Source organism: Streptomyces sp. NPDC004266 (assembly GCF_042874095.1).
In the GTDB taxonomy this organism is placed as follows: domain Bacteria; phylum Actinomycetota; class Actinomycetes; order Streptomycetales; family Streptomycetaceae; genus Streptomyces.
Genome location: NZ_JBIAMM010000010.1, coordinates 102448 through 127733, shown reverse-complemented (window position 1 = coordinate 127733; position 25286 = coordinate 102448). Strand labels below are relative to the sequence as shown.

Annotated in this window: 22 protein-coding genes and 1 riboswitch; of the genes, 2 read left to right on the top strand and 20 right to left on the bottom strand. The window is 71.9% G+C overall.

Going from position 1 to position 25286, the window contains the following annotated elements; genetic code table 11:
• Nucleotides 1–18 precede the first annotated feature (18 nt).
• The 8 genes from ACFYUZ_RS23885 to ACFYUZ_RS23850 all read right to left on the bottom strand — a co-directional run bounded on the left by ACFYUZ_RS23885 (nucleotide 19) and on the right by ACFYUZ_RS23850 (nucleotide 9881).
• Complete coding sequence (locus tag ACFYUZ_RS23885) at nucleotides 19–2133, bottom strand: putative bifunctional diguanylate cyclase/phosphodiesterase (protein WP_389312379.1); 2115 nt, start codon at nucleotides 2131–2133, stop codon at nucleotides 19–21.
• Nucleotides 2134–2441: 308 nt separating this feature from the next.
• A complete protein-coding gene (ligA, locus tag ACFYUZ_RS23880) occupies nucleotides 2442–4622 on the bottom strand; it encodes an NAD-dependent DNA ligase LigA (RefSeq protein WP_389312377.1) in 2181 nt (726 codons plus the stop codon).
• Nucleotides 4623–4637: 15 nt separating this feature from the next.
• A complete protein-coding gene (locus ACFYUZ_RS23875) occupies nucleotides 4638–5636 on the bottom strand; it encodes a methionine synthase (protein ID WP_389312375.1) in 999 nt (332 codons plus the stop codon).
• 2 nt (nucleotides 5637–5638) lie between these two features.
• Entirely contained in the window at nucleotides 5639–6337 is a 699-nt protein-coding gene (locus ACFYUZ_RS23870; protein ID WP_389312374.1) for an SDR family oxidoreductase, read from the bottom strand.
• 14 nt (nucleotides 6338–6351) lie between these two features.
• Complete coding sequence (locus ACFYUZ_RS23865; protein ID WP_389312372.1) at nucleotides 6352–6822, bottom strand: hypothetical protein; 471 nt, start codon at nucleotides 6820–6822, stop codon at nucleotides 6352–6354.
• A 101-nt stretch (nucleotides 6823–6923) separates the two neighbouring features.
• Nucleotides 6924–8732, bottom strand: coding sequence for an alpha/beta hydrolase (locus ACFYUZ_RS23860; RefSeq protein ID WP_389312370.1), 1809 nt, complete (start codon nucleotides 8730–8732; stop codon nucleotides 6924–6926).
• Nucleotides 8729–9163 (bottom strand): hypothetical protein, encoded by a 435-nt coding sequence (locus ACFYUZ_RS23855; RefSeq protein ID WP_389312368.1) that lies wholly within the window; start codon nucleotides 9161–9163, stop codon nucleotides 8729–8731. The genes ACFYUZ_RS23860 and ACFYUZ_RS23855 overlap by 4 nt, the downstream gene beginning before the upstream one ends.
• A gap of 184 nt (nucleotides 9164–9347) precedes the next feature.
• On the bottom strand, nucleotides 9348–9881 hold the full coding sequence (locus ACFYUZ_RS23850; RefSeq protein ID WP_389312366.1) for a TIGR00730 family Rossman fold protein: 534 nt from the start codon (nucleotides 9879–9881) through the stop codon (nucleotides 9348–9350).
• A 78-nt stretch (nucleotides 9882–9959) separates the two neighbouring features.
• Between ACFYUZ_RS23850 and ACFYUZ_RS23845 the strand changes: the two genes are divergently transcribed.
• Nucleotides 9960–10523: an alpha/beta fold hydrolase gene (locus ACFYUZ_RS23845; RefSeq protein WP_389312364.1), complete on the top strand. Its 564-nt coding sequence runs from the start codon at nucleotides 9960–9962 to the stop codon at nucleotides 10521–10523.
• Here ACFYUZ_RS23845 and mnmA read toward each other — a convergent pair.
• The gene (gene mnmA / locus ACFYUZ_RS23840; RefSeq protein WP_389312362.1) at nucleotides 10520–11665 is read right to left on the bottom strand and encodes a tRNA 2-thiouridine(34) synthase MnmA; all 1146 of its coding nucleotides are present in this window, start codon (nucleotides 11663–11665) and stop codon (nucleotides 10520–10522) included. The two genes, ACFYUZ_RS23845 and mnmA, sit on opposite strands and share 4 nt — an antisense overlap.
• Nucleotides 11666–11726: 61 nt before the next feature.
• On the opposite strand from mnmA, the gene ACFYUZ_RS23835 reads away from it, so the two are divergent.
• Entirely contained in the window at nucleotides 11727–12401 is a 675-nt protein-coding gene (locus tag ACFYUZ_RS23835) for an N-acetylmuramoyl-L-alanine amidase (protein ID WP_389312650.1), read from the top strand.
• A gap of 67 nt (nucleotides 12402–12468) precedes the next feature.
• Here the strand turns inward: ACFYUZ_RS23835 and ACFYUZ_RS23830 are convergent, their stop codons facing one another.
• The 11 genes from ACFYUZ_RS23830 to ACFYUZ_RS23780 all read right to left on the bottom strand — a co-directional run bounded on the left by ACFYUZ_RS23830 (nucleotide 12469) and on the right by ACFYUZ_RS23780 (nucleotide 24926).
• Nucleotides 12469–13632, bottom strand: coding sequence for a cysteine desulfurase family protein (locus ACFYUZ_RS23830; protein ID WP_389312360.1), 1164 nt, complete (start codon nucleotides 13630–13632; stop codon nucleotides 12469–12471).
• 547 nt (nucleotides 13633–14179) lie between these two features.
• Complete coding sequence (locus tag ACFYUZ_RS23825; RefSeq protein WP_389312358.1) at nucleotides 14180–15031, bottom strand: thioesterase family protein; 852 nt, start codon at nucleotides 15029–15031, stop codon at nucleotides 14180–14182.
• 23 nt (nucleotides 15032–15054) lie between these two features.
• A complete protein-coding gene (locus ACFYUZ_RS23820; protein WP_389312356.1) occupies nucleotides 15055–15741 on the bottom strand; it encodes a trimeric intracellular cation channel family protein in 687 nt (228 codons plus the stop codon).
• 108 nt (nucleotides 15742–15849) lie between these two features.
• Nucleotides 15850–17043, bottom strand: a complete 1194-nt coding sequence (locus ACFYUZ_RS23815; protein WP_389312649.1) for an ABC transporter ATP-binding protein — start codon at nucleotides 17041–17043, stop codon at nucleotides 15850–15852.
• A gap of 8 nt (nucleotides 17044–17051) precedes the next feature.
• Complete coding sequence (locus tag ACFYUZ_RS23810; RefSeq protein WP_389312354.1) at nucleotides 17052–18158, bottom strand: ABC transporter ATP-binding protein; 1107 nt, start codon at nucleotides 18156–18158, stop codon at nucleotides 17052–17054.
• Nucleotides 18155–19153: an ABC transporter permease gene (locus tag ACFYUZ_RS23805; protein WP_389312352.1), complete on the bottom strand. Its 999-nt coding sequence runs from the start codon at nucleotides 19151–19153 to the stop codon at nucleotides 18155–18157. The genes ACFYUZ_RS23810 and ACFYUZ_RS23805 overlap by 4 nt, the downstream gene beginning before the upstream one ends.
• Nucleotides 19154–19267: 114 nt before the next feature.
• Nucleotides 19268–21031: an ABC transporter substrate-binding protein gene (locus ACFYUZ_RS23800; RefSeq protein WP_389312351.1), complete on the bottom strand. Its 1764-nt coding sequence runs from the start codon at nucleotides 21029–21031 to the stop codon at nucleotides 19268–19270.
• A 109-nt stretch (nucleotides 21032–21140) separates the two neighbouring features.
• On the bottom strand, nucleotides 21141–22169 hold the full coding sequence (locus ACFYUZ_RS23795) for an ABC transporter permease (protein WP_389312350.1): 1029 nt from the start codon (nucleotides 22167–22169) through the stop codon (nucleotides 21141–21143).
• 362 nt (nucleotides 22170–22531) lie between these two features.
• The gene (locus ACFYUZ_RS23790; RefSeq protein WP_389312349.1) at nucleotides 22532–23326 is read right to left on the bottom strand and encodes an enhanced serine sensitivity protein SseB C-terminal domain-containing protein; all 795 of its coding nucleotides are present in this window, start codon (nucleotides 23324–23326) and stop codon (nucleotides 22532–22534) included.
• A gap of 78 nt (nucleotides 23327–23404) precedes the next feature.
• A complete protein-coding gene (locus ACFYUZ_RS23785; protein ID WP_389312347.1) occupies nucleotides 23405–24145 on the bottom strand; it encodes an enhanced serine sensitivity protein SseB in 741 nt (246 codons plus the stop codon).
• 124 nt (nucleotides 24146–24269) lie between these two features.
• Entirely contained in the window at nucleotides 24270–24926 is a 657-nt protein-coding gene (locus tag ACFYUZ_RS23780; RefSeq protein ID WP_389312346.1) for an AAA family ATPase, read from the bottom strand.
• 160 nt (nucleotides 24927–25086) lie between these two features.
• Nucleotides 25087–25186, top strand: a riboswitch (glycine riboswitch).
• Nucleotides 25187–25286 lie beyond the last annotated feature (100 nt).

Here is a 25286-nt window from a genome sequence, read left to right as displayed (position 1 = left end):
CCCCCGGAGGGGGCGGGCTCACTGCACGACCTGGCCCGACGGGTGGTCCAGGTCGACCTGGGCGGCGATGTCGGCGGGGCGGCGCCAGCCGTGCTCGCCGCGGGCCAGGAGCCAGGCGGTGGCCTCTCCGGGCGGCATGGCGGCGGCGACCAGCCAGCCCTGGACGGCGTCGCAGCCCAGGTCGCGCAGGCGCTCCCAGGTCTCGTCGTCCTCGACGCCCTCGGCGACGACGAGGAGGCCGAGCGAGTGGGCGAGGTCGACGGTGCAGCGGACGATCTCGGCGTCCTCGGTGTCGACGGCGAGCCGGGCCACGAAGGAGCGGTCGATCTTCAGTTCGCTGACGGGCAGCCGTCTGAGGTGGACGAGGGAGGAGTAGCCGGTGCCGAAGTCGTCCAGGGACATCTTCACGCCGTGGCCCGTGAGGCCGTTCAGCGTGTCGGCGGCCCGCTGGGGGTCCTCCAGGAGCACGTGCTCCGTTATCTCCAGCTGGAGGGCGCCGGCCGGGACGCCGTGGCGGGCGAGGCGGGCGGCGACGGCGCCGGCGAAGCCGGGGGTGTGGACGTCGCGCGGCGAGACGTTGACGGCGACCGGGACGTTGAGGCCCTGGGCGCGCCATTGGGCGACCTGGGCGAGCGCGGTCTCCAGGACGTACTCGGTGAGGTGCGGCATCAGGCCGGAGGACTCGGCGATGGCGATGAACTCGTCCGGCGGGACCTTTCCGCGCTCGGGGTGGACCCAGCGGACGAGCGCCTCCAGGCCGGCGACCTGGCCGTCGAAGCGGACCTTGGGCTGGTAGTGGAGTTCGACCTCGCCGGCGTCGAGGGCGCGGCGGAGGTCGCCGAGGAGGCCGAGCCGGTCGGGGGTGTTGGAGTCGCGCTTGGACTCGTAGACCTCGACGCCGGTGCGGTCGCGCTTGGCCTGGTACATGGCGACGTCGGCGCGGCGCAGCAGTCCCTCGGCGTCGAGGGCGTGGTCGGGGAAGACGGCGACGCCCGCGCTGGCCTCCAGGACGAGGGTGAGCCCGTCGAGGTCGAGCGGGGAGGAGAGCTCGGCGACGAGGTGGCGGGCGACGCGCTGGGCGCTGGTGGTGGAGTCGGCGGTGGGCAGCAGGACGGCGAACTCGTCGCCGCCGAGGCGGGCGGCCTCGGCGCCGCGGGGCAGGGCGAGGCGGAGCCGTTCGGCGATCTGGAGGAGCAGCCGGTCGCCGGCGAGGTGGCCGAGGGTGTCGTTGACCGAGCGGAAGCGGTCGAGGTCGATCAGGACGAGGGCGGCGCGGACCCCTTCGCCCTCGGCCTCCTCCAGGGCGGTCCAGGCCCGCTCCAGGAGCCACTGGCGGTTGGGGAGCCCGGTGAGGGGGTCGCGGAGCTGCTCCTCGGCGCGGGCGCGGGCGATCCAGAGGGTGGAGTCGAGGGCGATGAGGGGGACGGCGAAGAGCGGCAGGAGGACCGGCCGGGTGGCGGCGACGACGCAGATGAGGGGGGCGATGCCGAGCAGGGCGACGGCGACGAGGCCCTGCCGGAGGAGGGCGGAGCGGGCGATGGTGGGCAGCCCGCCGGCCTGGGGGGCGAGCGTGTACCACAGGAGGAGGCGGGTCACCACGAGGTAGGCGCCGGCGGCGAGGACGGCTTCCGGGAGGTCCGCGATCGTCCAGTCGAGGGGCTGCCAGGGCCGCTCGACGGTCGGTACGTCCCCGAAGAGGGCGAGGACGAGGGCGGCGGCGCCGACGCCGAGGACGTCGGCGGCGCCGTGGAGCAGGCCCTGGCGCCAGCGGTGGCGGCGGGCGGCGCCGACCAGGGTGACGACGGTCAGCGAGACGAGTCCGGCGGGCACCCAGCCGTAGAGCAGGAGGACGGCGAGGGTGAGGGCGGCCCCGGAGCCGGTGCCGCCCCACCAGCGGTCCCGGCCGAGGGCGACCAGGTGGCCGACGATGAGGCCGGTGAGGACGGCGAGGGACCATCCGGCGACTCCGCCGGGGAAGAGGCCTTGGCCGCCGCTCAGGGCTCGCTGGAGCCCGGCGACGAGCACGACGGCGGCGATGCCCACCACGGCTGCGGGCAGCCGGGAGGGGAAGCCCAGCGGGACCACACGGCCGTGCGGCCGTGGGACCGGGGCGGCGCTCTCGGTCGGTTCCATTCCCGTCCCTCTCACAGGCGGTGCCGTCGGTGTGCGATGGGCCGCGGTGAGGCGGCCGTCCGTCGTCCGGCCCCGTCCGTCGTCCGGCCGCTGTCGGGCGGCCGCTCCTGGCACCACGGGGCCGATGTCCTGACGCCATGCCCGACAGAGCCCTCGCGCGGGCGTGCAGGACTGGACGCACGGTCACCACACTAGGCCGCCGAGGGCTTCGACGGGCAGCGCTCTCCCTCTCTTGCCCGAATGCGACCAGGCCACCCCTAACGATCTGGTATGCGCCGAACGGGTGAGCCTCCGCGGCCTCCGGGAGGTCACTCGGCGACGGGCACCGCGACCTCCCGAGCCGCCTCGGGCCCCTGTTCGAGCAGGACGGAGAAGCCTTCCTCGTCCAGAACCGGAACCTTCAGCTGCATCGCCTTGTCGTACTTCGAACCAGGGTTTTCACCGACGACCACGAAGCCGGTCTTCTTCGAAACGGAACCGGTCACCTTCGCTCCGAGCCGCTGGAGCGACTCTTTTGCGCCATCCCTGGTGAACTTCTCCAGGGTGCCGGTGACCACGACCGTCAGACCCTCCAGCGGACGCGGCCCCTCGTCCTCCCCGGCCCCCTCGTCCTCCAGGGTGACCCCGGCGGCGCGCCACTTGCGCACGATCTCGCGGTGCCACTCCTCCGAGAACCACTGCTTCACGGCGGCCGCGATGATCCCGCCGACGCCGTCGACGGCCGCCAGCTCCTCCTCGCTCGCCTGCTCGATCCGCTCCAGGGAGCGGAACTCGCGGGCCAGCGCCTCGGCCGCGACCGGCCCCACGTGCCGGATGGAGAGCCCGTTGATGAAGCGGGCGAGCGGGCGGGTCTTCGCCGCCGCGATGTTCTCCAGCATCGCGAGCGCGTTCTTCTTCGGCTCGCCCTTCTGGTTGGCGAAGACCGTGACGATCTTCTCCTCGCCGGTCTTCGGGTCCCGCTTCGGCAGCCCGCTGCTCGGGTCGAGGACGTACGCCCTGATCGGCAGCAGCTGCTCGATGGTCAGGTCGAAGAGGTCGCCCTCGTCCACGAGCGGCGGCTCGACCGGCTCCAGCGGGCGGGTCAGCGCCGCCGCGGCCACCATGCCGAAGCTCTCGATGTCCAGGCACTGCCGCCCGGCCAGGAAGAAGACCCGCTCGCGCAGCTGGGCCGGGCACGTCCGGGCGTTCGGGCAGCGGAGGTCGATGTCGCCCTCCTTCATCGGCTTCAGCGCCGTCCCGCACTCCGGGCACTCGGCGGGCATCACGAACTCCCGCTCGGTGCCGTCCCGCAGGTCGGCGACCGGCCCGAGGATCTCGGGGATGACGTCGCCGGCCTTGCGCAGCACGACCGTGTCGCCGATCAGCACGCCCTTGGCCTTCACGACCTCCTGGTTGTGGAGGGTGGCGAACTCGACCTCGGAGCCGGCCACGGTCACCGGCTCGACCTGGGCGTACGGGGTGACGCGTCCGGTGCGGCCGACGCCGACCTTGATGTCGACCAGCTTGGTGTTGACCTCCTCCGGCGCGTACTTCCAGGCGATCGCCCAGCGCGGGGCGCGCGCGGTGGAGCCCAGGCGGCCCTGGAGCGGGATCTCGTCGAGCTTGACGACGACCCCGTCGATCTCGTGCTCGACGGAGTGGCGGTTCTCCCCGAAGTACGCGATGAACTCCCGCACGTCGGCGAGCGAGTCGACCACCTTGTTGTGCCGGGCCGTGGGCAGGCCCCACTCGCGGAGCAGCTCGTACGCCTCCGAGAGCCGGGAGATCTCGAAGCCCTCGCGGGCGCCGATGCCGTGCACCACCATGTGGAGCGGGCGGGAGGCGGTGACCTTGGGGTCCTTCTGCCGGAGCGAACCGGCGGCCGCGTTGCGCGGGTTGGCGAAGGGCTTGTCACCGGCCTCCACCAGACGGGCGTTGAGCCCCTCGAAGGCCTCCATCGGGAAGTAGACCTCGCCGCGGATCTCCACCAGGTCCGGGACGCGGTCGCCCCGGAGGCGCTCCGGGATGTCGGCGATCGTCCGGACGTTGGGCGTGATGTCCTCGCCGGTGCGGCCGTCGCCGCGGGTGGCGGCGCGGGTCAACCGTCCGTGCTCGTAGGTGAGGTTGACCGCCAGGCCGTCGACCTTCAGCTCGCACAGGTAGTGGAAGTCGGGGGTGCCGACGTCCCGCGCGACCCGCTCCGCCCAGGTGGCCAGCTCCTCGTCGTCGAAGGCGTTGTCCAGGGAGAGCATCCGCTCCCGGTGCTGGACGGCGGTGAACTCGGTCTCGTACTGCCCGGCGACCTTCTGCGTCGGCGAGTCCGGCGTCCGCAGCGCCGGGTACTCCTCCTCCAGCGCCTCCAGCGCGCGCAGCAGCCGGTCGAACTCGCCGTCGCTGATGACCGGCTGGTCCTTCACGTAGTACCGGAAGCGGTGCTCCTCGACCTGCTCGGCCAGCTCGGCATGCTTCTCCCGTGCCTCGGCGGGCAGGGCCCCCTGTTCGACTGCCACCGTTTCGTCCTTCCGTTACTCAGGGTTGTCCGCGAGCGACCGTGCCGCTCTGGCGCAGTGGGCGAGCGCCGCCCGGGCATAGGCGGGCGACGCGCCCGCGAGACCGCACGAGGGCGTGACCACGACGGACTCCGCGAGAGTCCCCGGATTCAGCCCCAGCCTGCGCCACAGCGTCCTGACACCCATGACGCTACCGCCCGGGTCCGACAATGCCGTGTCGGTGGACGGCACCACACCGGCGAAGAGCTTCGTCCCGCCCTCCACGGCCTCGCCGATCGCCTCCTCGTCACGTTCGGTGAGGAGCGAGAAATCGAACGAGATGCCCGCCGCCCCGGCCCGGCGCAGCAGCGCGAACGGCACGTCGGGCGCGCAGGAGTGGACGACCACCGGACCGTCGTGGACGGCCGTCACGTCCCGCAGGGCGCTCTCCACGACCTGCCGGTCGACGGCCCGGTGGGTGCGGTAGCCGCTGGCGGTACGGACCTGCCCGCGCAGCACGGCGATGAGCGAGGGCTCGTCGAGCTGGAGCACGATCCGCGCCCCCGGGACGCGCTTGGCGACCTCCGCGAGGTGCTCGCGCAGCCCCTCGGCGAGCGACGAGGCCAGGTCACGACAGGCGCCGGCGTCCCCGAGGGCGGCCTCGCCGCCGCGCAGCTCCAGGGCCGCGGCGAGCGTCCACGGGCCCACGGCCTGGACCTTGAGCGGACCCTCGTACCCCTGGGTGAACTCCTCCAGGGCGTCCAGGTCCTCGCCGAGCCAGGAACGGGCCCGCTTGGTGTCGCGGCCCGGCCGGTCGCTGATCCGCCAGCCGCTCGGCTCCACGTGCGCGTACAGGTCGACGAGCATCCCGATCGTCCGGCCGATCATGTCGGCGCCGGGGCCGCGCGCGGGCAGCTCCGGAAGGAACGGGAAGTCCTCGAAGGAACCGGTGGCGGTCTTGGCGGCCTCGCGCGCGTCGCCGCCGGGCAGGGAGCCGACACCGGTGGCCGGCCCCCAGAGCTTCGTCTCGTCCATGCCTACCGCCCCGGGCGCACGGTGAGGTCGTTGATCTCCGCGTCGCGCGGCAGGTCGATCGCGGTGATGATCGCCGTCGCGACGGACTCGGGGTCGATCCAGCGGGACGGGTCGTACTCCTTGCCCTCCTGCTGGTGGACCTTCGCCTGCATGGGGCTGGCGGTCCGGCCGGGGTAGACCGAGGTCACCCGCACCCCGTTGGCGTGCTCCTCGTGGCGCAGGGAGTCCGCGAGGGCCTTGAGGCCGTGCTTGGACGCGGCGTACGCGCCCCACTCGGCGTGCGCGTTGAGCCCGGCGCCCGAGTTGACGAAGACGACGTGCCCCTGGGAGACCCGCAGCTGCGGCAGGAAGTGGCGGGTCAGCTCGGCCGGGGCGACCAGGTTGACGTTCAGCTGGTGGTGCCAGGTCTTCGGGGTGAGCTCCCCGACCGGCCCGAGGTCGACGACGCCCGCGACGTGCAGCAGGCCGTCCACCCGGTCGGGCAGGCTCTGGTGCGAGAAGGCCCAGGACAGCCGGTCCGGGTCGGCCAGGTCCCCGACGAGCGTCCGGGCCCCGGGGAACTGCGCGGCGAGCTCCTTGGCCCGCCCCGCGTCGCGCGCGTGGAGCACGAGCTCGTCCCCACGCGCGTGAAGCCGCCGCGCGACGGCCGCGCCGATGCCGGAACCCGCTCCGGTGATCACATGTGTAGCCATGGGAGCCATGCTCCCACCTGCGGTCAGGCGGAGGGGGTGGGGGCGGGAGTCGTGGCGGACCAGAAGTCGGAGTGGACGTTGGGGGTGGGGATCTGGCCGAGGGGGTAGGCGGGGCCGTTGGGCTGGGAGGTGGGCTCGGCGACGTCGGCCTCCTCGACGCAGGGCGTGTCGATCTTGAACACAGCCTGCCCCTTGTACCCGATGCTCAGGGCGAGCTGGAATCCGTCGGACGTCTTGGCGAAGACGGCCGGCATCTCCCGGTCCTGGTTCACGCCGGTGATCTCATAGCCGCTCTTCTTCCAGAACCGTTCGATCACGCCGAGAAAGGCTCCACGCCGTTGCCCGGAGAGGATCGTCGTCACCTTCCGGCGCCGCGTCACTGTGCAGCTGCCGCTCGTCCAGGTGTGGTGAGCCCACTGGACCTCCGGTACGACGGCGTTCAGCGTCGCGTCCAGCATCGCGTCCGCGCGGTCCGCGGCTTCCTGCATGTTCATGCCCGACTTCGCCCCTCCGTCACCTTGCTCCCCGCACCCCGTGAGAACCGCGCCCGCCAGAAGTACAGGAGCGGCGATCCTGGCCACGCGTCGCCGTCGCTTCATCGGTATTCCTCCGTGGTGATCCTGGCGGACTGTCCGGCGACCACTCTGGCGATGTTGTCCGCGGACTCCGGATCCAGTTCCGGCGTGAAGTACTGGGAGTGGGCATCGAAGCCACCACCATCCATGATCATCCTCGGTCCGTCGTCGACCTTGAAGCGGCGGGCACCGAAGGCCTCGCTCGCCGGATCCTTGCCGAAGTACACGTCGTCGTTGCCGATGTCGAAGAGGTCGCGGGCGGGCAGGACGCCCAACGGACCGCCCAGTGCCCAGCCCAGCGCCGCCTCGTCCTTGGTCGGCAGGTGGGTCACGGGGTCGTTGTCCGCGGCGCCGACGAAGACGTGGTCCCTGCCGACACCGAGCTCCTCGGCCTTCTGTGCGTCCACACCGGGGCTGCCGAGGAGGATGACGTCGTCGACACCCGGGATTCCGCCGGACTGCTTGGCAGCGGTGCCGACTGTGAGGGAGCCGTAGGAGTGCCCGATCGCCGTCACATGGGGGTCCCCGTTCTCGTTCGTCGCCGAAAGGCCCGCCATGAACTGGCTGTACGCCGGGGCACCCCGCTCGGCGTCTCCTTTTGTCATGACGTCCACGTTCTGCGGGGCGTCGTAGCCGAGCCAGACGATCGCCGCGCTGGACGGGTCCACGTCCCGGGCTCCGACGGCGGTGTCCTGGGCCCGCTTCATCGTGTCCTTGACGAACTCGTCGTCGAGCTTGGTCCCCAGGCCCGGCACGTACGCCGAGATGTTCTTCGACATGTCCGGGTTGCCGTACGCGACGATCGCCCGCCCGTTGCCCTCGTCGCCGATGCCGAGCAGGAACATCGGCGGGTCGCTCGGCTTGTTCAGCTTGTCCTGGATCATGCGGAGGGCGTTCAGCTTGGTCTGCGCGTCGTCGCCGCCCCGGTGCCCCAGCTCGTCGATGAGGACCGGCAGGTAGGTGCGGTTCGCCTCGTCACGGGCGACGGCCGGGATGCCGTCCAGGCCACCCACCAGGTCGGGTGCGACCTCCAGGTACTCCCGGCGCTGCTCCTCGGTGAGGCCGTCCCACCACTTCTTCCGCTCGGCGGGGCTCTTGTCCTCGGGAACGTCCTCGCCGAGGTACATGCCGGTCCTGCCGCGGACGTCGGCGGTGTCCCGGGCGACGTCCTTCAGGGTGGCCTCGGTGACGTCGAGCCCCCTCTCCGCCTTGAGGCCGCTCAGGGTCCTGGCGTACCGGGCGTCGATCTCAGCCGCCGACCGTACGGCGCGGGCGACACGGTCGGCGATGTCCTGGGCCTTGGCCGCGTTCGGGTTGAGCGGCGTGAAGCCCTGGTAGCCCGGGTAGAGCGGCGACTGCGGGCCGACGCCGAAACCGGGCGGCTCCAGGGGGAGGCGGGAGCTGCCCCGGACGCTGCTGCCCGGCGCCTCCTTCGTCGCGCCGGTGAGGTCCTCGAGCTGGGCGGCCGGGTAGCTGACGGACCCGTCCTCGTGAACGGTGAAGTTCAGGGCGGCGGCGTCCGCGAGGGCCTGCTTCAGTTGGTTCTGCGGTTCGGCGAGGTCGGCGGCGAGACCGTTGAGCGTCGTACGGACGAGGCCGCACTCGCTGTGCAGGTACTGGAAGTTGCGGCTGAGACGCTGGAGCCGGCCGAGGGCGGCCTCCGCCGACTCGCTCTCCTGGGTCTCGCGGAGCTTCGCGGACATCGCCCGGTCGACCCGCACGCGATCGGAGTCCGAGCGGCTCGACACCTCGTGCCAGGTGTCTCCCGCCTCCGTCAGTTCGGAGGTCCTGAGGTCGCGTAACAGCTGCCAGGTGAGGGTTCCGGTCATCGCCGCCCACCGGCCTCGGCGCCGCCGTCGACGCCCTTGAAGGACGTCTCGATCGCGGTCTCGGTCTCGCCCATCTCCTTGGCGACCGTGAGCAGTGTCCCCTTGAGCTGCTCACATTCGTCCCGTAACGCCCGGAGGCGTTCCTCCCAGGACGTCCGTACGCTCTTGAGCGCCGCCACGGAGGTGAGGCCGACGGCTCCGGCCTCGACGCCCTCGTGGCCGGGGCCGAGGGCCGACCGGCTCGTCTCGGTGCTGGTGCGGAGGTCACCCGCGGTGCCGGAGGCGCTGGTCCAGGGGCCTCCGCTGTACTTGAGCCGGCCGTTCGCTCCTCCGCCGGTCCCCGCTTCCGGGGCCGTCGAGGCGAGGCTCATGACGGCTGCTCCGCCGTCGGCCGGGCCGAACAGCTCCTGCCAGCGCTCCGATAACGACACCGGTTCCCCCATCTGATCCGCGGTCCGTCCCTGCGCTCCCTGACGCTAGTACGGGAGGCGGTCGCGTGCGCAATCGCGAAGGAGATTCGGACACAAGGATCGCGCCATCACGTAGCAGAGCGCCCGCACGGATCGCAAGAGCACTCGTGCGTACTTCGCTCAGGCAATCGGTAGGGCGCCTCGCTCACTTCAGGCTCGACTCCAGGTACGCGAGGGCCGTCGGGCCGTCGTCCGCGAAGAAGGCGAGGTCGGTGAGCGGGAGGGGGAGGAAGCCCTCGTCCTCCATGCGGCGGAACTGGGCCTTCAGGCCGTCGTAGAAGCCCGCCGTGTTGAGGACGACGACCGGCTTGGAGTGCTTGCCGTGCTTCTTCAGTTCCAGGATCTCGGTGGCCTCGTCGAGGGTGCCCGTGCCGCCGACCATGACCACGATCGCGTCGGACTTGGCGAGGAGCAGGGCCTTGCGCTCGGCCAGGTCCCCGGCGACGACCATCTGGTCGGCGTTCGGGCGGGCCTTGTGGGCGAGGAAGTCGACGGAGACGCCGACGAGCCGGCCGCCCGCCTCCTGGACGCCGTCCGCGACGACCTTCATCAGGCCGGTGTCGGAGCCGCCCCAGACGAGGGTGTGGCCGGACTTGCCGAGGAGCGCGGCGAAGTCGCGGGCCGGGGCCGTGTACCGCTCGTCGAGGTCGGCGGCCGAGAGGAAGACGCAGATGTTCATGGGCTCCACCGTAGGCGGTCGTGGAAGAAGTCCGGCGGGCGGCGATGAGTTCCGGTGACGGCACCGGTCTGCCCTGCCATGGACGAGGTGAGCACCATGCTGAGCGGGGTCCGGGGCCGGGTCGTGTCGCGGGACGGCACGGAGATCGCGTACGAGCGGTACGGGGACGGCCGTCCCCTCGTGTTGGTCGGCGGCGCGGACGGCGGCGGCGGGCGGGTGCTCGCCGGGCTGCTCGCCCGGCGCTTCTCCGTCGTGACGTACGAGCGGCGCGGCGCCGGCGCGGTGGAGCGGGAGATCGAGGACCTGGCGGCCGTCCTGGCGGCGGCGGGGCCGGGGGCGGCCGTGCACGGCACGGAGACGGGCGGCGTCCTCGCGCTCGCGGGGGCGGCGGCCGGGCTCCCGGTGGGCGCGGTGTCGGTGTACGAGCCGGGGCCGCTCGCGGACGGACTCCTCCAGGCGGTCCACGCGCGCGTGCTCGTCGTCGACGGGGGCGCGAGCCCTGCGGCGACCCGGCACGCGGCCCGCGCCCTGACGGCGGCGCTCCCCCGGGCCCGGCACCGCACCCTGACGGGCCAGACGCACGAGCCGGCCCCGCACGTCCTGGCCCCGGTCCTGGAGGAGTTCCTCGACGAGCCGGTCTAGGCGGTGGCGGGAGCGGCCGTGCGGCGGGTCGTCGTCGCGATCGTCGCCGAGCCGACCACGCGCGTGCCGTCGTACAGGACGATCGCCTGGCCGGGGGCGACGCCGCGGACCGGCTCGTCGAAGACGACCTTCAGCTCGCCGTCCTCCAGCGCCGCGCTCACCGGCGTCTCGCCGCCGTGGGCGCGGAGCTGGGCGGTGTAGCGGCCGGGGCCCTCGGGGGCGGTGCCGCACCAGCGGGGCTTGATCGCGGTGAGGGCGGTGACGTCGAGGGCCTCGGCGGGGCCGACGGTGACGGTGTTGTTCACGGGCGAGATGTCGAGGACGTAGCGGGGCTTGCCGTCCGCGGCCGGGTGGCCGATCCGCAGGCCCTTGCGCTGGCCGATGGTGAAGCCGTACGCGCCCTCGTGGCTGCCGACCTTCGTGCCGGACTCGTCGACGATGTCGCCCTCCGCCTTGCCCAGGCGGGCGGCGAGGAAGCCCTGGGTGTCGCCGTCGGCGATGAAGCAGATGTCGTGGCTGTCGGGCTTCTTCGCGACCGCTAGCCCGCGCCGCTCGGCCTCCGCCCGGATCTCGTCCTTGGTGGTGAGGGTGTCGCCGAGGGGGAACATCGCGTGCGCGAGCTGCTTCTCGTCGAGCACGCCGAGGACGTAGGACTGGTCCTTCGCCATGTCGGAGGCCCGGTGCAGCTCGCGGGTGCCGTCCTCGTTCAGGACGACGGTGGCGTAGTGCCCGGTGCAGACCGCGTCGAAGCCGAGGGCGAGCGCCTTGTCGAGCAGCGCCGCGAACTTGATCTTCTCGTTGCAGCGCAGGCACGGGTTGGGGGTGCGGCCCGCCTCGTACTCCGCGACGAAGTCGTCGACGACGTCCTCGCGGAACCGCTCGGCGAGGTCCCACACGTAGAAGGGGATGCCGATGACGTCGGCCGCCCGACGCGCGTCGCGCGAGTCCTCGATCGTGCAGCAGCCGCGTGCTCCGGTACGGAAGGACTGCGGGTTCGCGGAGAGGGCCAGGTGCACGCCGGTGACGTCGTGACCGGCTTCGGCCGCGCGGGCGGCGGCGACGGCGGAGTCCACTCCGCCGGACATGGCGGCAAGTACCCGGAGGGGGCGGGCGTGGGGGCGCTGGGGCGGAGTCTGAGTCATAGCCCTACCAGGGTACGGGGCGCCGGGAACCGCGGTCGCGGTGATGAGCGTTCTCCGTGGCATGGGGAGCGAGTCGAAGGGCACGGGGACCGGGGCGGGCGGACGGCGGGTGGGCCGACGGGCCGTGCTGATCGGCGGCGCGGTCGCGGCGGTGGGCACGGTCGCGCTGGCCGGGGACGAACTGGGGCGCCTGTGGTGGCGCCTGCCGGGGATGGAGAAGAAGCGGGTCGAGGGGGAGCTGGACCACAAGGGCTCCGAGTGGACGCCGGCGGCGCGGGCGAACTGGCGTCGGGCCGACCGGCCCGACGACTACACGATCGACCGGGTCGTGATCCATGTCGTCCAGGGCAGTTACGCGAGCGCCCTGAAGGTCTTCAAGGACCCGGGGCACGGGGCCGCCGCGCACTACGTGGTCCGCAAGGACGGGCATGTGGCGCAGATGATCCGCGAGCTCGACGTGGCCTTCCACGCCGGGAACCGCGACATGAACGAGCGGAGCATCGGCATCGAGCACGAGGGCTTCGTCGACCGGCCGCAGGACTTCACGCCGGCGATGTACCGGGGCTCGGCCCGGCTCACGGCCGACATATGCGCCCGGTACGGGATGCCCGTGGACCGGGAGCACATCATCGGGCACGTCGAGGTCGAGGGCACCGACCACACCGATCCCGGTCCGCACTGGGACTGGGACCGGTATCTGGCGCTCGTACGGAGGGAGCGGACGGGGCTCGGCTGAGGCCGGGGAGCGCGGGGGCCGGCTCGGGCGGGTCAGCCGGGGCCGGGGAGCGCTCGGCTCGCTCGGCTCAGCTGAGGCCGGCGGTCCTCGCGCGCTCCACCGCCGGGCCGATCGCCTCCGCGACCGCCGTCACGTCCTCCTTCGTGGAGGTGTGGCCGAGCGAGAAGCGCAGGGTGCCCCGGGCCAGGTCCGGGTCCGTTCCGGTGGCGAGCAGGACGTGGCTGGGCTGGGCGATGCCGGCGGTGCACGCGGAGCCGGTGGAGCAGGCGATGCCGGCCGCGTCGAGCAGCAGGAGCAGGGAGTCGCCCTCGCAGCCGGGGAAGGTGAAGTGGGCGTTGGCGGGGAGCCGGTCGACGGGGTCGCCGCCGAGGATCGCGTCGGGCACGACCGTACGGACGGCGGCGACGAGTTCGTCGCGCAGGGCGCCGACCTCGCGGGCGAACTCCTCCTGCCGCTCGGCGGCGAGCCGGGCGGCGACGGCGAAGGCCGCGACGGCGGGCACGTCCAGGGTGCCCGAGCGGACGTGCCGCTCCTGGCCGCCGCCGTGCAGGACGGGCACGGGGGTGTGCTCGCGGCCCAGGAGCAGGGCGCCGATGCCGTACGGGCCGCCGATCTTGTGGCCGGAGACCGTCATCGCGGCGAGGCCGGAGGCCGCGAAGTCGACCGGGACCTGGCCCACGGCCTGGACGGCGTCCGCGTGCAGGGGGACGTCGAACTCGGCGGCGACGTCCGCGAGTTCGCGGACCGGCATGATCGTGCCGATCTCGTTGTTGGCCCACATGACGGTGGCCAGCGCGACGGACTCGGGGTCGCGGGCGATCGCCTCGCGCAGGGCGTCGGGGTGGACGCGGCCGTGGGCGTCGACCGGGAGGTACTCGACGGCGGCGCCCTCGTGGGCGGCCAGCCAGTCGACGGCGTCCAGGACGGCGTGGTGCTCGACCGGACTGGCCAGGACGCGGGTGCGGCGGGGGTCGGCGTCGCGCCGGGCCCAGTACAGGCCCTTCACGGCGAGGTTGTCCGCCTCCGTGCCGCCGGAGGTGAGGACGACCTCGCTCGGCCGCGCGCCGAGCGCGGCGGCGAGCGTCTCGCGCCCTTCCTCGACGGTCCGCCGGGCGCGCCGTCCGGCGGCGTGCAGGGAGGAGGCGTTGCCCGTGACGGCGAGGTGGGCGGTCATCGCCTCGATCGCCTCGGGGAGCATGGGCGTGGTCGCGGCGTGGTCGAGGTAAGCCATGGTGGGTCGATTCTACGAGCCCGTGCGTCGGCTCCTGGCGCGTGGCCCGTTTGCGCCGGGGCCTGGGGGCGGTTCTCAGCCGTGGAGCCTGCGGCCGGCTGCGCCCTCGCCCCTCGCTGCGGGCAGCCGTTCCGCGCCCCCACCGTCCGTTGCGGGCTGCGCCCTCCGGGGCGGTGCCCTCCCCGTTGTGGGCAATCGTTCCGCTGGGGCGAGGGGGGTCCCCCTGCTCGAGCGAAGCCGAGAGCTTGGGGGAGGGTGGGCACAACGGAACGGCACCCCTGGCCGCGCCCAGGCTCCCGCGCCCTGACCCGCACCCCATGTGCACCCCCGCTCGTGGTGCGGGTCCAGGCGCGGAACGCGGAGGCGCCGCGAAAGGGCGCCGTCCCGTGTGCCCACCCGTCCCGCCCAGCGGGACGATTGCCCACACGGCGGTGGGCCGGGGCACCACCCCAGCGGGCGCGCCCACACGGCGGTGGCCGGGGCGCCGGTCCCGCGGGCGCAGGGTGGGCCGGGCGCGCCCCCGGCGGGCGGCGGCCCGGGCCCGGGTTCAGTCGCGGGGTGCGCGGGCCAGTTGGCGGGACTGGGCCACCAGGCGGTCCGCGCTGTCCCAGACCTCGGCGTCCTCCTCCAGGAAGCCGCCGGCGAGGTTCCGGGTGGTGATCGAGATCCGCAGCGGCCCGGGGGCCGGGCGGCAGCGGACGTGGGTGGTGAGCTCCACGGTCGGCGTCCAGCCCTTGAGGCCCAGCTCGAAGGAGGTCGGCGGCAGCGCGTCGACCGCGAGGAGCAGGGACAGGGCGTCGGGCTCCCGGCCGTCGGCCAGGCCGAACCAGGCGCGCATCTCGCCCTTGCCCGACGGCGCGCCGACCGCCCAGCCCACGCACGCCGGGTCGAGGCGGAGGTCGAGGCGGTCGGCGATCGCGGAGGAGCCGGGGATCCTCGGGGCCGGGTTGTCGGCGGCGCTGAAGCAGTTCTCGATCGGGGCCATCGCCGGGGGCGTCGCCGTGGTGCGGACGTCGTCCGGGAGCGCGTCGAGGTCTCCGTACGAGGCGAGGACGCGGATGCGCTCCACCTCGGTGCCGTCCTCCGCGTACTGGAAGAGGGACGCCGTGCCCGTGGAGAGGGTCCGGCCCGTGCGGACGGTCTCCGTCCGGATCACCGCCGGGCCCGGCACGGACGGCGTCAGGTAGTGCGCCGAGATCGTGAACGGGTCCGGGTGCGGCAGGTGGTCTCCGAGGGCGCGGCCGAGCAGGGCGAGGAGGTAGCCGCCGTTGACGGCGTGGATGATCGTCCAGCCGGCGGAGAGGTCGGCGTCGTAGACGCCGGGTTCCCTGAGGGTGACGGCCGTGTCGCGGTCGAACTCGTACGTCCCGACGGCGGTCGGCTCGGTGCTCGTGCTCATGTTTCCGACGGTACCGCAGCTAGCTACTGAGCGGTAGCTTTTTGAACGTCCTCCTCGCGCGCGGAGGAGCGGCGGTTCCAGGCGCGGGGCGCGCGCCAGTGGTAGCGCATCGCGAAGAGGCGCAGCGCGAAGGCGGTGATCACGGCGGCACCGCTCGTGAACCCGTTGAGCACGTCGAAACGGATGCAGAGCACGACCATCGTCGCTCCCACGATCGCCGGGACGGCGTACAGGTCCCGGTCCCAGCGCAGCAGCGACGGCACCTCGTTCGCCAGCACGTCCCGCAGCACACCGCCGCCGACGGCGGTCGCGAGCCCCAGCGCGGCGGAGGAGGTCAGACCGAGGCCGTAGTCGTACGCCTTCGTCGTCCCCGTCACGCAGAACAGCCCCAGGCCCGCCGCGTCGAACACGTTGACGGCGGCCTGGGTGCGCTCGACCTCCGGGTGCAGGAAGAAGACGAGGACCGTGGCGACCAGCGGCATCAGGAAGTAGCCGAGGTCGGTGAAGGCGGCGGGAGGCACCGCGCCGATGACCAGGTCGCGGAAGAGACCGCCCCCGAGGGCGGTGACCTCGGCGAGGACGGCGATGCCGAAGACGTCGAAGTTCTTGCGGACGGCGAGGAGGGCGCCGGAGATGGCGAAGACGAAGATGCCGACGAGGTCGAGGGCGTGTTGGACGGAGGGGGTGAACAGATCATGGACGTGGAGCACGGGCCCATTGTCCCGGTTGTCCTGGTGGGGACGGAACGGAGGCCCATGACGAAGGCCCCTGCCGCCGTGTGGCGGCAGGGGCCTTCGTGTCCGGTCACCCGTGGCCGGTCACTCGCCGGAGGTGTTCTCCTCGGCGGCGGCCTCGGTCTCCGGCTCGGCGGTCTCCGTCGACTCGGCGGCCTTCGCCGGCTCCACGGTCTCCGTCGACTCCACGGTCTCCGTCGACTCCTCGGTCTCCGTTGGCTTCGGAACCTTCGCCGTCTCCGGGGCCTTCGTGATCGTGACCTCCACCGACGCGCGGGCCTCCGGGATCGTCACGCCCTCCGCGTTCTCCGGGTGGTGGCAGGCCACGCGCTGGCCCGGGCGGAGCTCCAGGAGCGGCGGCTCCTGGGTCTTGCAGAGCTCCGTCGCCTTCCAGCAGCGCGTGTGGAAGCGGCAGCCCGCCGGCGGGGCGATCGGGGACGGGACGTCGCCCTTGAGCAGGATGCGCTCGCTCTTGACGCCCCGGCGGCGCGGGTCCGGGATCGGGACCGCGGACATCAGGGCCCGGGTGTACGGGTGCATCGGGTTCTCGTACAGGGACTTGCGGTCCGCGAGCTCGACGATCTTGCCGAGGTACATCACCGCGATGCGGTCCGAGACGTGCCGGACGACCGAGAGGTCGTGCGCGATGAACACGTAGGTGAGGCCCAGCTCCTCCTGGAGGTCGTCCAGGAGGTTGACCACCTGTGCCTGGATGGAGACGTCCAGGGCCGACACGGGCTCGTCCGCGACCACCAGCTTCGGCTTCAGGGCCAGCGCGCGGGCGATGCCGATGCGCTGGCGCTGACCGCCGGAGAACTCGTGCGGGTAGCGGTTGTAGTGCTCCGGGTTCAGGCCGACCAGGCCGAGGAGGCGCTGGACCTCCTTCTTCACGCCGCCCTCGGGCTCGACGCCCTGGAGCTTGAAGGGGGCCGAGACGATCGAGCCGACCGTGTGGCGCGGGTTCAGCGAGCCGTACGGGTCCTGGAAGATCATCTGGACGTCCCGGCGCAGCGGGCGCATGCCCGACACGCCGAGGTGCGAGATGTCCGTGCCCTGGAACTCGATCTTCCCGCCGGTGGGTTCGAGCAGACGCGTGATCAGCCGGCCCATCGTGGACTTGCCGCAGCCGGACTCGCCGACGACGCCGAGGGTCTCACCGGGGTAGACCTCGAAGTCCAGCCCGTCGACCGCCTTGACCGCCCCGGTCTGGCGCTGGAGCAGGCCCTTCCGGATGGGGAAGTGCTTCTGCAGGCCGGTGACCTTGAGGAGGGGTTCCATAGTCTCGCTCACAGCTTCGGCGCAATCTCTTCGGTCCAGATGCGGGTGCGCTCCTCCTGCGGCATGTGGCAGGCGGAGTAGTGGCGCTCTCCGACGAGGGCCAGCTCCGGGCGCTGGGTGCGCGTGACGCCGCCCTTGGGGACGTCCGCGTACGGGCAGCGCGGGTTGAAGGCACAGCCGCTGGGGACGTTGATGAGGCTGGGCGGATTGCCCTTGACCGGGATGAGCCGGTCGGTCTGCTCGCGGTCGATGCGGGGCATCGAGCCGAGCAGGCCCCAGGTGTAGGGGTGCTGCGGCTCGTAGAAGACGGACTCGGCCGGTCCGCGCTCGACGCACCGCCCGCCGTACATGACGAGGATGTCGTCGGCGAGCTCGGCGACGACGCCGAGGTCGTGGGTGATGATGACGACCGCGGAGCCGAACTCCTTCTGCAGGTCCCGCATCAGGTCGAGGATCTGCGCCTGCACGGTCACGTCGAGGGCCGTGGTGGGCTCGTCGGCGATGAGGAGCTCGGGGTTGTTGACGAGCGCCATGGCGATCATCGCGCGCTGCCGCATGCCGCCGGAGAACTCGTGCGGGTAGTTGTCGAACCGCTTGGCGGGCTCGGGGATGCCGACCCGGTCGAGGAGTTCGACGGCCCGCTTCTTCGCCGTCTTCTTGTCCACGTTGTTGTGGACGCGGTACGCCTCCACGATCTGGTGGCCGACCGTGTAGTACGGGTGCATCGCGGACAGCGGGTCTTGGAAGATCATCGCCATCTCGCGTCCGCGCATCCTGCGGACCTCTTCCGGGTCTCCGGAGAGGAGTTCGCGCCCGTTCAGCCAGATCTCGCCGGAGATGCGGGCCTTCTGCCGGCCGTACTGACCGACGGTGTGCAGGCCCATGATGCCGAGCGAGGTCACCGACTTGCCGGAGCCGGACTCGCCCACGATGCCGAGGGTCTTGCCCTTCTCCAGCTGGAAGCTGAGGCCGTCGACCGACTTGACCAGACCGTCGTCGGTCGGGAAGTGGATCTTCAGGTCGCGTACGTCGAGGAAGGCCTCGGAGGGGGCGGACTTCCCGGTGTCGACGGGCTCGCCCACGGCCGCGCCCGTCTTCGTCAGCTTGTCCGTCATGCGAGCCTCACTCGGGGGTCGATCACCGCGTACAGAAGGTCCACCACGAGGTTGGCGATGACCACGGCGGCAGCCGTGATGAGCGTGACCGCCAGGATCAGCGGCAGGTCCCGCTCGCTGACGGCCCGGAAGGCCGCCTGGCCGAGGCCCGGCAGGCTGAACGCGGTCTCGGTCAGGATCGCGCCGCCGACGAGGGCGCCGAGGTCCATGCCGAAGATGGTCAGGATGGGGGTCATGGTGGAGCGCATGGCGTGCTTGCCGAGCACGACCGACTCCGGCAGGCCCTTGGCCCGCGCGGTGCGGATGTAGTCCTCGCCGAGGACCTCCAGCATGGTGGCGCGGGTGAGCCGCGCGTACATCGCCGCGTACAGGAAGGCGAGCGTGACCCAGGGAAGGAGCAGACCGCCGAACCAGCCGCCGAAGGACTCGGTGATCGGGGTGTACGAGGACTTGAGCCAGCCCAGCTGCGTGCGGAAGACGAGCATGGAGAGCATGGCGGTGAAGAAGATGGGGAGCGAGACGCCGGCCAGCGCGGTGATCATCGCCGCGCGGTCCACGATCGTGCCTCGCTTGAGCGCGGAGACCACACCCGTGGAGACGCCGAGCACCAGCCACAGCACGGCGGCGCCGAGGACCATGGAAAGGGTGACCGGGAAGGCGTCGACCAGCATGGTCCAGACGTCCTGCTCGGTGCGGAACGAGTAGCCGAAGCAGGGCGCGGCGCAGTGGATGGTGTCGCCGCCGCCGGTGTAGTCCCGGCCGACGAAGATGCCGGACACGAAGTGCCAGAACTGCACCAGGATCGGATCGCCCAGGCCCAGCTTCTGCCGGATGGCCTCGATGGAAGCCGGATCCGCCTGCTTGCCGACGAACATCGCGGCAGGATCACTGCCGGTCATCTTGGGGATGAGGAAGAAGATGCTGAGCGTCACGAGCGTGACGACGAGCAGCATCACGACGACTGAGAAGAGTCGCCGGACTATGTATGCAAGCATGCGGTCGGCCGGGCGGCGGCCGGGGATCCCGATCGGGTTCCCCGGCCGCCGCCGTCGGCCATCACCTGCCCTTCGGACCTGGCGGCGGGTGGTGCGCCGGTGAAGCGGGTCGGATTACTTGACGACGCCGAGCGACGCGTAGTCGTAGCGGCCGTTGTAGGCGTCCGCCGTGTAGACGTTGGTCAGCCGGGAGCTGCGCCAGATGATGTTCTTCTCGTGGGTGAAGGGCAGGTAGACCGCGGCCTCCGACACCTTCGTGTTGATCTGCTTGTAGAGCTCGCCGGCCTTGGCCGGGTCGGTCTCCTTCAGCGCCTGGTCGAACAGGCCGTTGATGGCCTTGTCGTTCAGCTCGGAGAAGTTGTTGTTGCCGCTCTGCAGGATGAAGCGGCCGTCGACCAGCGGCTGGAGGAAGCCCTGACCGGTCGGGAAGTCGGCGCCCCAGCCCATGATGATGATGCCGTAGCCCTTCTCCTTGACCACCTTCGGCGAACCGATGATGCCGGAGGTCTGGGCGCCGTCGAACTGGTCGATCTGGGCGTCGATGCCGACGGCCTTCAGCGACTGCTGGAGGGACTCGGCGGTCGCGATCTCGATCTTCTTGTTGTTGCGGACCGCGATCGTGGTCTTGAAGCCGTTCGGCTTACCGCACTTCTTCAGCGCCTCCTTGGCCTTGGCCAGGTCCGGGGCGCCGGAGAGCTTGCCGTACGGGTCGGCCTTCGGGTCGGCACCCTTGATCGCCGGCGGGAGCATGTTGGTGGCGATGTCGCCACCGGCCTGCGGGCCACCACGGGCGGTCTGGAGGGACTTCGAGTCGGCGGCGTAGATGATCGCCTTGCGGCACTCGACGTTGGAGATCACCGTCTGCGGGAAGACCGCGTAGCGGATGAAGCCCGTCTGCGGGTTGTCGACGTTGCCCTTGTGCTGCTGGAGCACCTTCTGGCGGGCGGCGGCGCCGACACCGGTCGCGTTGATGTCGAGGTCGTACTCGCCCTCGACCAGACGGTTGTCCATGTCGTCGGCGTTCGTGGTGAACGTGACGCTGATGCTGTCCGGGAGCGCCTTGCGGACGGTGTCGGTCTTCGCGTCCCACTTGTCGTTGCGGACGAGCTTGATCGACTTGTTCGGCGTGTACGACTGCCACTTGTACGGGCCGGAGGAGAAGGGCTTCAGGCCGTACTTGGCCTTGGTGTCCTTGTCCTGGCGGACCGGGGAGGCGGCCGGCATGGCCAGCATCTGCAGGAAGTCGCCGTTGGCGACCGGCAGCTTGAAGATGATGGTCTTGTCGTCCGGGGTCTCGATCGCCTTCAGGCCGAGCTTGTCCGCGGAGGTGTCCTTGTACGGACCCTTGTACTCGCCCTTGGGGTCGAGGACCTGCTGGAGGTAGATCGGGCCGCCGGAGATGACGTCCTGGGCCCAGATGCGCTCGATGCCGTACTTGATGTCCTTGGAGGTGATCGGCTTGCCGTCCTCCCAGGTGACCCCGTCCTTCAGGGTGAAGGTGTAGGTGAGGCCGTCGGCCGAGACCTTGCCGGCGTCGGTGGCGAGGTCGGGGACCAGCTCGGTGGAGGCGGCGCCCGGCTCGGCCTTGAAGGTGACGAGCTGGCGGGTGTAGTAGCGGGCGAAGTCCCACACGAAGCCGTAGTAGCCGCGCTGCGGGTCCCACGAGTCGGCCTCCTGCGAGCCGATGAACTTCAGCTCGCCGCCCTTCTTGTCGGACGCGTTGGCGACCTTGTTGACGGCGGCGTTGAAGCCGGCCGCGCCCGCGCTGCCCTTGCCGCCACCGTCGCCGTTGCCGCCGCCACAGGCGGTGGTGACGACCATCGTGGCCGCCGCAAGCAGCGCGCCCGCGGCGATTCTGCGCTGAGAGCTCTTCAGCATGGGTCCAGCAACCTCCGGGATAGTGGCGGCCGTTACGGCGGTCCGCCGATTGGGGTGGGCCTCCTGTCGCCAGCGGCAGGGGCGGGTCTTGCGTGTCGTCGGCGAACGGTCAGCGGGAGCCCTTCGGGTCGAGCGCGTCACGCACGCCGTCGCCGAAGAGGTTGAACGCCAGAACGGTGATGAAGATCGCGAGGCCGGGGATCACCATGAACAGCGGGTCCGACTCGTAGGTGGTGATGGCCGTCGACAGCATCTGGCCCCAGGAAGCGGTGGGAGGCTTCACACCCGCGCCGAGGAAGCTGAGCGCCGCTTCGGTGAGGATGTTGGTGGGGATCATGAGGGTCGCGTAGACCATGATCGGGGCGATCAGGTTGGGCAGCAGCTCGCGGCGCAGGATGTAGAAGCGGCCGGCGCCCAGGCTCTGGGCGGCCTCGACGTACTCGCGGTTGCGCAGCGAGAGGGTCTGGCCGCGGACGATGCGGCCGACGTACGGCCAGCCGAAGAAGCCGATCACCAGGATGAGGGCGGCGATGCGCACGCCCGATCCGTCCAGGCCGAGGAACTGGTTGGGCAGCACCGAGACCAGGGCGATCGTGAACAGCAGCTGCGGGAAGGCGAGCATGACGTCCATGACCCGGCTGAGGGCGGCGTCGATCCAGCCGCCGAAGTAGCCCGCGATGACGCCGAGGATCGTGCCGAGGAAGACCGCGAAGACCGCCGCCAGGAAGGCGACGAGCAGCGAGATCCGGGCACCGTAGACGATCCGGCTGAAGACGTCGCGGCCGTTGACGGGCTCGACGCCGAAGAGGAAGTCGCCGCTGACACCGCCCCAGGAGCCGATCGGCGTGCCGAACAGCGGGTCGATCTGGTCCTCGTGGAACTCGTCCGGCGGGTGGCCCAGGAGGCCCACGATGACCGGCGCGAAGATCGCGACGAGGATCAGGAAGACGACGACGAAGGCACCCGCGAGGGCCAGCTTGTCGCGCTTGAGGCGGGTCCAGGCGATCTTCCAGGGGGAACGCCCCTCGATCGCCTTGCCCGTGGCGCCGGGGTTGTCCGGAGTGCCGGGAGCGTCGGGCGCGCCGTCGACGGTGGCGGTCGCCTCGCCCGCACTCTTCTCGTGCAGTGGTGCCGTCATCGTGGTGAGGACCCCTCTCGGCCGCCGGTAGCCGGCCCTTGCCCGCCGCGGGTAGCGGCTCGGTGGAACAACCTGCTGGACACCGGCTCGAAAGGAACCGAACGCCCTGTGTTCCGGGGAGTCTTCAATGTGCTCGCGATCACCCGCCAGCCCTGACGGGGAATGTTTGCTCAAACGTGATGCGGTGCTGCGACTTCCGTTATCCGGACGTCCCGATCACGTGAGCGGACCAACCGGGTCCCTCTTGCCCGCAATCGGACATGTCGCGCAACTGGTGGCGCGAGCTGTCGAATTGGGGTGAACGAAGGCCTCCGGAGCGGACTCCGGAGGCCTTTGCCGACAAGTGGGACACGAGGGACGTCTCAGTATCCGGACGGCGTCGGCGGGGGGTACCCGTACCCCGGCACGGCGGCGGAGCCGCGCCCGGCGTGCGCCTCGCGGTCGTAGAAGGGGCGCGCGTTCGCCCGCAGCCACAGGGCCACCGGGTCGTACGCGTCGGAGAGCGCGACCGTCGAGACGGGCAGTCCGTCGGGGACGGTGCCGATCGACTGGCGCATCATCGAGCGGACCTCGTCGACGGCCGCCGATGACGTGTCGTACAGGTCGAGACCGATGACGAGGTACGGGGAGCCGAGCGCCGGCTGCACCCAGCCGCGGCGCAGCGCCCGGACGGCCGGGGTGCGGTGGGCGTTCTGCGTGAGCAGGGCGTAGAACTGCGGCATCTCCAGGGCGGGCTCGGTGACCCGCAGCGGCCCGGCGGGCATCCGGTCGAGACCGGTGGCGATCCGGCGCAGGTCGGCCCAGGGGATGCCGACGCCGCCGCCGGGGGCGTGCGGATTGAGCCAGACGCCCCAGCGGTCCGGGTAGAGGGCGCGGGCGATGTCCCGACCGGTGACGAGCTCGTGGGCGCGGTTCCAGCCGGAGGCGGCGAGCTCCTGGGCGGAGGTGACGCACGGCGCGTAGCCGTAGCCGTCGACCTCCATGTTCCCGTACTGGGCGTCGGGCGAGCCGGGGGCGCCCTGCCAGAGCAGCATCCACAGCTCGCCGTCGGCGAGGGCGTGCAGCAGCTGCTCGTACGCGTCGTAGCGTCCGGGTGCCACCTGGCGCAGCATGTGCTCGACCCGTCCTCCGGTCGCAGCGGTGCCTGACGCGCTCACCCTGGGTCCCGCCCCTCTTCCGTCCACCACGTACGTCTGTCCAGCGATCGAGTCAGTTCAGCTTAAACAGGGGGCCGCTCAGGCGCCGCCACGCTGGTAGAAGGGGCGCACCCGCTCCAGCATCCAGTCGCCGACCGGGTCCTGCGCCATGTCGAGCAGGATGAGGTTGACCGGCCAGGCGACCTCGACCCGGCCGAGGGCGCGGCCGAGGGCGTCCAGGGGGGCGTTCCGGTCGACGCCGTCCCAGCCGCCCAGCTGGACGCCGACGAAGAGGGCGGGTTCGGTGCCCTCGACGCTGGCGAGGGCGCGGCGGGCGGTGGCGACGACGCCGGTGGCCTCGAACTCGGCGGAGGCGGCGGCGAGGAAGTCGACCGGGTCGTCCTGCCAGTCGGGCTCGAAGAGCCGGACGCGGCCGCCGGTGGCGGGCCCGTCGAGCGGGGTGCGGCCGACGCGGCAGAGCTCGGCGACGGCGGGCGGGGGCAGCGGGACGCCGACGGTGCCGCCGGGGTTCACCGCGATGCCGAGCTGCGGGGGCAGGCCGCGGGCGAAGTCACGGGCGGGGGCGACGGTGAAGGACACGTGGTCGCCGACGCAGGCGCGGAACTGCTGCTCGGAGCTGAAGACGGGCACGTAGGCCGCGCCGTCGAGCTCCATGGTGGCGAGGTCGAGGCCCTGGCTGTCGGGGCCTCCGCCGTTGGGCAGGGGCACCCACACCGGACTGCGGCCCAGCACCTCGACGAGGCGGGCTCCCGCCTCGGGATTGCCCAGTGAGGCGGCAAGGACCTCTTCGAGCTCGTTGCCCGGCCACGTCACGTCCACGGTCGCGTTTCCCCTTCTCGCGCGGCCTTCCGCACCGGCCGCCCGGCAGCACCCTAACGCCGCCCCGGCGCCGCCGTGGCCAGAAGGGAAGGGTAGGGGCGTCCCGGGACGGCCGGGACAGGCCCTAGGCGGCCTGCCGGAAGCCGATGCTGCGCAGGGAGTCCGCGGCGGCCCGGTCGAGGAGGGTCACCGAGGCGCAGCCGTGCGGGAGGGTGCCCGACTCGGCGGCCCGCAGGAGCCGGCCGACGGCCCGCCGGTGGCGCCCGAAGGCGTACGCGGAGACGCCGCGGCCCCGGGCGTGCTGGCCGGCCCTGGCGGTGTCCGGGGTGACGTCGAGGAGGAGCAGGTGCAGGGCGCGGCCGCGCCGTCTCGCCTCGCGGGCGAGCCAGGCCCGCACCCAGGACTGGGTGCCGCAGTCGTGGACGATCACGCTCGCGCCGGAACGCAGGACGCGGCGCAGCGCGGCGTAGTGCGCGATCCGGACCAGGGGGCGGTAGACGGCGTAGGGCAGGAGGCGGGGCATGCGGGCCTCCCAGCGCTCGCGGACGTCCTGGGAGTCGATGGCGCCGCCCCGGGCGGCGCGCTTCATCAGGGTGGACTTGCCGCTGCCGGGCAGCCCGGAGACGACGACGAGGTCGCCGGCGGCGAAGGCGAGGGAGCGGGGGCCGCGGCCCCCGCGCTCGCGCAGGTCCCGCAGGAGGCGTCCGCGGCTCCGGGCGCGGGCCCGCTGGGACGGTATGCCGGTGCTCGCCGCGTACGCGCCGGTGTGCTGGATCCTCATCGTTCTCCCCCTGTCGGGTCTCAGGAGACCTGAGGAGACCCTTGCCCATGAAGTGTAAAGAAATGGTAATGGGGCGCAAGCGATTTGCCCCGCCGACACCGCGTGCGATGATGTGCGCGCCAGGCGCGCACAGTCGCCGCACAACCGCATACCGGCCGCTCGAATCCGCGCGGGAGAGTTCCGGACCGCCGAGCGCGTCCGGGCGCCGAAGGAGCAAGACCCTCCCTTGAATCTCTCAGGCCCCGTACCGCGTGGATGAGGCAGATCTGAAAAGCGGGACGCCTCGCCGTGTCCCCACCCAAGGTGCAAGCCGATCTCTCGGTGACGAGATGCTCTCGGTGAACCTCTCAGGTTCCATGA

Bases quoted from the DNA above. Each gene is read 5' to 3' on its own strand.
- ACFYUZ_RS23885 (WP_389312379.1), bottom strand. From the start codon at position 2,133: ATGGAACCGACCGAGAGCGCCGCCCCGGTCCCACGGCCGCACGGCCGT.
- ACFYUZ_RS23875 (WP_389312375.1), bottom strand. From the start codon at position 5,636: ATGGACGAGACGAAGCTCTGGGGGCCGGCCACCGGTGTCGGCTCCCTG.
- ACFYUZ_RS23870 (WP_389312374.1), bottom strand. From the start codon at position 6,337: ATGGCTCCCATGGCTACACATGTGATCACCGGAGCGGGTTCCGGCATC.
- ACFYUZ_RS23865 (WP_389312372.1), bottom strand. From the start codon at position 6,822: ATGAACATGCAGGAAGCCGCGGACCGCGCGGACGCGATGCTGGACGCG.
- ACFYUZ_RS23860 (WP_389312370.1), bottom strand. From the start codon at position 8,732: ATGACCGGAACCCTCACCTGGCAGCTGTTACGCGACCTCAGGACCTCC.
- ACFYUZ_RS23850 (WP_389312366.1), bottom strand. From the start codon at position 9,881: ATGAACATCTGCGTCTTCCTCTCGGCCGCCGACCTCGACGAGCGGTAC.
- ACFYUZ_RS23845 (WP_389312364.1), top strand. From the start codon at position 9,960: ATGGACGAGGTGAGCACCATGCTGAGCGGGGTCCGGGGCCGGGTCGTG.
- mnmA (WP_389312362.1), bottom strand. From the start codon at position 11,665: ATGACTCAGACTCCGCCCCAGCGCCCCCACGCCCGCCCCCTCCGGGTA.
- ACFYUZ_RS23835 (WP_389312650.1), top strand. From the start codon at position 11,727: ATGGGGAGCGAGTCGAAGGGCACGGGGACCGGGGCGGGCGGACGGCGG.
- ACFYUZ_RS23830 (WP_389312360.1), bottom strand. From the start codon at position 13,632: ATGGCTTACCTCGACCACGCCGCGACCACGCCCATGCTCCCCGAGGCG.
- ACFYUZ_RS23825 (WP_389312358.1), bottom strand. From the start codon at position 15,031: ATGAGCACGAGCACCGAGCCGACCGCCGTCGGGACGTACGAGTTCGAC.
- ACFYUZ_RS23815 (WP_389312649.1), bottom strand. From the start codon at position 17,043: ATGGAACCCCTCCTCAAGGTCACCGGCCTGCAGAAGCACTTCCCCATC.
- ACFYUZ_RS23810 (WP_389312354.1), bottom strand. From the start codon at position 18,158: ATGACGGACAAGCTGACGAAGACGGGCGCGGCCGTGGGCGAGCCCGTC.
- ACFYUZ_RS23805 (WP_389312352.1), bottom strand. From the start codon at position 19,153: ATGCTTGCATACATAGTCCGGCGACTCTTCTCAGTCGTCGTGATGCTG.
- ACFYUZ_RS23800 (WP_389312351.1), bottom strand. From the start codon at position 21,031: ATGCTGAAGAGCTCTCAGCGCAGAATCGCCGCGGGCGCGCTGCTTGCG.
- ACFYUZ_RS23795 (WP_389312350.1), bottom strand. From the start codon at position 22,169: ATGACGGCACCACTGCACGAGAAGAGTGCGGGCGAGGCGACCGCCACC.
- ACFYUZ_RS23780 (WP_389312346.1), bottom strand. From the start codon at position 24,926: ATGAGGATCCAGCACACCGGCGCGTACGCGGCGAGCACCGGCATACCG.